The organism is Mesorhizobium sp. M7A.F.Ca.CA.002.09.1.1, from assembly GCF_003998555.1.
Taxonomy (GTDB): Bacteria; Pseudomonadota; Alphaproteobacteria; order Rhizobiales; family Rhizobiaceae; genus Mesorhizobium; species Mesorhizobium ciceri.
On sequence record NZ_RZRR01000358.1, the window covers coordinates 1 to 5,224 of the forward strand.

At 61.8% G+C, this 5,224-nt stretch carries 6 protein-coding genes; 4 read left to right on the plus strand and 2 right to left on the minus strand.

The features are described from left to right. Window positions 1-648, plus strand: a 648-nt coding sequence (gene nudC, locus EN994_RS16745) for an NAD(+) diphosphatase (RefSeq protein ID WP_127307663.1), incomplete at its 5' end; no start/stop codon positions are given. 37 nt (window positions 649-685) lie between these two features. Further along, a complete protein-coding gene (locus EN994_RS16750) occupies window positions 686-991 on the plus strand; it encodes a Dabb family protein (RefSeq protein ID WP_027161785.1) in 306 nt (101 codons plus the stop codon). Here EN994_RS16750 and EN994_RS16755 read toward each other — a convergent pair. Together EN994_RS16755 and EN994_RS16760 are read right to left on the minus strand one after the other, a co-directional pair. Further along, complete coding sequence (locus EN994_RS16755; RefSeq protein WP_013527936.1) at window positions 988-1,851, minus strand: prephenate dehydratase; 864 nt, start codon at window positions 1,849-1,851, stop codon at window positions 988-990. The two genes, EN994_RS16750 and EN994_RS16755, sit on opposite strands and share 4 nt — an antisense overlap. 9 nt (window positions 1,852-1,860) lie before the next feature. After that, window positions 1,861-2,589 (minus strand): 3-deoxy-manno-octulosonate cytidylyltransferase, encoded by a 729-nt coding sequence (locus EN994_RS16760; protein WP_063169977.1) that lies wholly within the window; start codon window positions 2,587-2,589, stop codon window positions 1,861-1,863. Between the two features lie 192 nt (window positions 2,590-2,781). Here EN994_RS16760 and EN994_RS16765 point away from each other — a divergent pair, with 192 nt between their 5' ends. Then, the gene (locus tag EN994_RS16765) at window positions 2,782-3,459 is read left to right on the plus strand and encodes a cytochrome c family protein (RefSeq protein ID WP_013527938.1); all 678 of its coding nucleotides are present in this window, start codon (window positions 2,782-2,784) and stop codon (window positions 3,457-3,459) included. A 157-nt stretch (window positions 3,460-3,616) separates the two neighbouring features. After that, the coding region (locus EN994_RS16770) for an extracellular solute-binding protein (protein ID WP_164745965.1) at window positions 3,617-5,224 on the plus strand (1,608 nt) is incomplete at its 3' end.

A 5,224-nucleotide genomic window follows, 5' to 3' on the forward strand; every position in this document is an offset into this window, starting at 1 on the left:
GCCGGCGTCGAACCCGAACAGCTTCCGGAAACAGTCAAGGCCATCGACTACCGCTCGGTCTACATGCAAGGGCTGATCGACGAGGCGGCGGCCGGCGCGATGGCGCAAGGGGCGGCTTTGCTCGCCTGGCATGCCAGCCATCGCTTCTGCAGCAAATGCGGCACGGAATCGCAGATGCGGGCCGGCGGCTACAAGCGGCATTGCCCGAATTGCGGCACCGAGCATTTTCCGCGCACCGACCCGGTGGCGATCATGCTGACGGCGACGCGGGAGAAGTGCCTGCTCGGACGCGGTCGGCATTTCGCGCCGGGCATGTATTCGGCCCTCGCCGGCTTCATCGAGCCGGGCGAGACGATCGAGGCGGCGGTGCGCCGCGAGACGCTGGAGGAGGCCGGCATCCGGCTTGGCCGCGTCGTCTACCACGCCAGCCAGCCCTGGCCGTTCCCCTATTCGCTGATGATCGGCTGCTTCGGCGAGCCGCTCAATGACGATATCCAGGCCGACCTCAACGAGCTTGAGGACTGCCGCTGGTTTTTTCGCGACGAGGTGCGCCGGATGCTGGAAAGGACGCACCAGGACAATCTGATCACGCCGCCGAAAGGCGCCATTGCGCATCACCTCATCCGCGCCTGGGTCGATTCAGAATGATGGCAGCGAACACCTAAAGACATTGCAGGAGCAGGACATGATCCGTCACACCGTCGTTTTCACGCTGAAGCATCCGCCGCATTCGCTGGAGGAAAAGCGGTTCCTGGTCGACGCCAAGAGGATCCTCACCGCGATCAGGGGCGTCACGCATTTCGAGCAATTGCGGCAGATCAGCCCCAAGAACGACTATCGTTTCGGCTTCTCGATGGAGTTCGCCGACCAGGCCGCCTACACCAGGTACAACGACCATCCAGACCATGTCGCCTTCGTGCGCGACCGCTGGGTGCCGGAGGTCGAGACCTTCATGGAGATCGACTATGTGCCGCTGGGCGCGGTGATCTAGTCCGCAACCTTCCACTGCTCACGCGACTCGCTGGCCGGATAGACGCCGAGAATGCGCACTTCGCGCGAGAAGAAACGAAGCTCGTCCAGCGCCAGCTTGACCAGCGGGTCGTCGGGGTGGCCCTCGATGTCGGCGTAAAACAGCGTCGCCGTGAAAGCGCCCAGCTGGTAGCTCTCCAGCTTGGTCATGTTGATGCCGTTGGTGGCGAAGCCGCCCATGGCCTTGTAGAGCGCGGCCGGCACGTTGCGGACGCGGAAGATGAAGGTCGTCATCATCTTGACGTCGGGCGAAGGACGCTCGGCCCATTGCTTGTTCTTGGTCAGGACGACAAAGCGGGTGACGTTTGAGTCGGTGTCCTCGACGTTTTGCTCGATGATATCGAGCCCGTAGAGGGTCGCGGCCAGGGCCGGCGACAGCGCCGCCATGCTGCGGTCCTTGACCTCGGAGACCATTTTGGCGGCGCCGGCCGTGTCGCCGGCGACGATCGCCTTCCAACCGTTCTTGCGAACGTATTTGCGGCACTGGCCAAGCGCATGGATGTGGCTGTGCACCGTCTTGATCTCGTCGCGCTTGACGCCTGGCAGCACCATCAGCTGGAAATGGATCGGCAGGAAATATTCGCCGACGATGTGCAGCTTCGATTCCGGCAGGAGATGATGGATATCGGCGACGCGCCCGGCAATGGTGTTCTCGATCGGGATCATGGCGAGGTCGGCCTTGTTGGTCTCGACCGCGTTGAAGGCATCCTCGAAGGTCGGGCAGGGCAACGGCTCCATCGAAGGGAACATGTTGCGGCTGGCGGTGTCGGAATTGGCGCCCGGTTCGCCCTGGAAGGATATTCTGTTGGTCTTTTCAGGCATGCCGATATCTCAGGTTGAAAGGATTGTTCTGGCGCGTTCGAGGTCTTCAGGCGTGTCGACGCCGAGCGGCAGCGACTGGACGATCTCGGCGTCGATGCGCATGCCGGCTTCCAGCGCCCGCAACTGTTCCAGCCGCTCGCGCCGTTCGAGCGGCGACGGCTTGAGCGCGACGAAACGCTCGAGTGCTTCGCGGCGATAGGCGTAGAGGCCGACATGATGGTAGAGCGGCCCCTCGCCCCAAGGCGCTGTGGCACGGGTGAAATAGAGCGCCCTCAGCCTGCTGCCGGAAAGCGGCGAGCCGACGATCTTGACGACATTGGGATTGGTCTTTTCCTCATCGCGGACGATCTCGACGCCGAGCGTGGCGATGTCCACCGCACTGTCCTCGAAAGGCCTGAGCGACGCGGCGATGATCCGGGGATCGATGGTCGGCAGGTCGCCCTGCACATTGACGATGGTTTCGACCTTGCGCCCGGGGTCGAGAGCGACCAGCGCCTCGTGGATGCGGTCGGAGCCGGATTCGTGATCCATACGCGTCATCACGGCCTCGAAACCGTGCGCGCGCACCGCTTGCGCCACGCCTTGCGTGTCGGTCGCCACCACCACCCGGCCAAGGCCGGCTTCGGCGGCGCGGCGGGCGACATGGACGATCATCGGGGCGCCGGCGATGTCGGCCAGCGGCTTGCCCGGCAGGCGGGTCGAAGCCATGCGGGCCGGGATCAGGATCAGCGTGGACATTTCGGGTGCAAGGCGTCTCGAAAGAGGACAGGGAAAGTGGCAAAAGGTCTCACTGGAAGCGCCCTTATAGGTGTTGCAACGCCGCAGCAAAAGACCTAGTTTCCGCCCGATTTGACCGCCCTGGCAGGACGGTCACGATACCGACGGACGGAGTGGACGGTTCTGTCCGCCGGAAAAGGGAGCAAGGGGCGTATGGATTCCAACGAAGTCAACAAACTGCTCGCCGGATTGCTCGGAACCGTTTTCGTCGTCTTCTCGGTCGGCATTGTGTCCGATGCGCTGTTTGCGTCGCCGGCGCCGGAAAAGCCTGGTTTCGCCATCGAGGCCGCCGAGCCCGCCGAAGGCGGTCCGGCCGCGCCCGCCGCCGCGGCCAAGCCGATCGCCGATCTGCTGGCGACCGCCAATGTCGAGCAGGGTGCTGCCGTCTTCAAGAAGTGCCAGGCCTGCCATTCCGGCGAAAAGGGCGGCCCCAACAAGGTCGGCCCGGACCTGTGGGACCTCGTCGACCGTCCGGTCGCCGAGCATGAAGGCTTTGCCTATTCGGCCGGCATGAAGGAATTCTCCAAGGGCGGCACCGAGAAGTGGACCTACGACAACATCAACCACTTCATCACCTCGCCGAAGAAATTCGTGAAGGGCACCGCCATGGGCTTCGCCGGCCTGCCCAAGGACGAGGACCGCGCCAACGTCATCGCCTATCTGCGCACGCTGTCCGACAATCCCAAGCCGCTGCCGGCACCCGGTGCCGCCGCCGATGCAGGCGCCAAGCCTGCCGATGCAGCCGCTCCGGCAAAGCCGGCTGAGGGTGCCGCGCCGGCCGCTCCCGCCGCCCCGGCTCCGGCCGCACCGGCACCGGCGCCTGCCCAATAATTTCGATATCATCTCGACGACCTTGAAAAAGCCGGGTTCAGCCCGGCTTTTTTATTGGGAAAACCGCATAGGCGGCGACAAAGCCGCGCATGACGGTTTTCACGAGCGCCAAATCATCTAGATTGCCCATGAACGGGCATCGCGAAGAGGATAGTGCATGACGGTTGGCCGAACGCTTCTCAAGTCGTTGCTGGCGGCAGCCCTTCTGGCGGCGGGATTGCAGGCTGCCCGCGCCGACGAATGGCGCACCACCTCATCGCTGATCGGCGAGTCCAAATACGGCGCCAATTTCCAGCACTACGATTACGTCAATCCGAACGCGCCCAAGGGCGGCACGCTGAACTCGGTGGAACTCGGCACCTTCGACAGCTTCAATCCTTTCATCGCACGCGGCACCCCTGCCGCAGGATTGAACTATCAGGGTGGGCTCCTCTACCAGTCGCTGATGGCGAAATCCCTTGACGAGGGCAGCGTCAACCATCCCGAGATAGCAGACGCCTACAAGTACCCAGCCGATTTTTCATCCGCAACTTATCGGCTCGACCCGCGTGCCAGATGGCATGATGGCCAACCGATCACCGTGGATGACGTGATTTGGTCATTTAACTTTCTCAAAAAGGAAAGTCCGCAGTTCAACCGCTATTTCGCCAACGTCACCGAGGCGGTCGCCGTTTCAGATCGGGAAGTCGAGTTCCGTTTTGATCAGAAGGGTAATCGCGAGTTACCGCTGATCATGGCGGATGTGGTGGTGCTGCCGAAGCACTGGTGGGAAGGCACCGATGCCAACGGCAAGAAGCGCGACATCACCCAGCCAAGCCTTGAAATCCCGCTCGGCTCTGGACCCTACAAGATCGAGAGCTTCAAACCTGGTTCGGAAGTCGTCTGGCGACGCGTTCCGGACTTCTGGGCCGCCGATCTGGCCATCAATGTCGGGCGCAACAACTACGACACCAGACGCTACACCTACATTCTCGATGACAACGCCGCGTGGCAAGCCTTCACCAAAGGCGGATATGAGGACATCCAGGCTGAAAACAGTGCGCGATTATGGATGACGCGCTACAATTTTCCGGCTCTCAAAGCCGGCGATGTCATCAAGCGGGAGTTCAAGGCGACATCACTCGCCTCGATGCAAGGTTTCATGCTGAACACGCGACGGACAAAGTTCCAGGATCGGCGCGTGCGCGAGGCGCTCGGTTACGCCTTCGACTTCGAAACCTTGAACCGCACCCAATCCTTCGGCCTCAACACCCGCTCCAACAGCTATTTCATGGGCAGCGAACTTGCTTCGAGCGGACTGCCGCGGGGCAAAGAATTGGAGATCCTCAATCAATACAAGGGCAAGCTCCCGCCAGAACTGTTTACCCAGGAGTTCAAGCTTCCGGTCTTCGATAGCCCGAAGGCCGAGCGGTCGTACCTGCGCGAAGCGATCGATCTGTTTGCGGCGGCGGGTTGGAAAATCCAGAATGGCCGTATGACCAATGAGAAAAGCGGGGAGCCTTTTACCGTCGAGATTCTGGGCTTCGACCAGGGCGCCGAACAAACGGTCAATCCATTTGTAAATATGCTGGGAAAGATCGGCATCTCGGCTTCGTTCAGGATAGTCGATACCAGCCAGTACATCGCTCGCGTCAACAATTTCGACTACGACGTCATAACCTCTCGGCTGCCGCAGTCGGACTCGCCGGGCAATGAACAACGCGAGTACTGGAGTTCGAAGGCAGCCGATACACCGGGCTCACGAAATTACGCGGGGATCAAGGAC

Bases quoted from the DNA above. Each gene is read 5' to 3' on its own strand.
- EN994_RS16750 (WP_027161785.1), top strand. From the start codon at position 686: ATGATCCGTCACACCGTCGTTTTCACGCTGAAGCATCCGCCGCATTCG.
- EN994_RS16755 (WP_013527936.1), bottom strand. From the start codon at position 1,851: ATGCCTGAAAAGACCAACAGAATATCCTTCCAGGGCGAACCGGGCGCC.
- EN994_RS16760 (WP_063169977.1), bottom strand. From the start codon at position 2,589: ATGTCCACGCTGATCCTGATCCCGGCCCGCATGGCTTCGACCCGCCTG.
- EN994_RS16765 (WP_013527938.1), top strand. From the start codon at position 2,782: ATGGATTCCAACGAAGTCAACAAACTGCTCGCCGGATTGCTCGGAACC.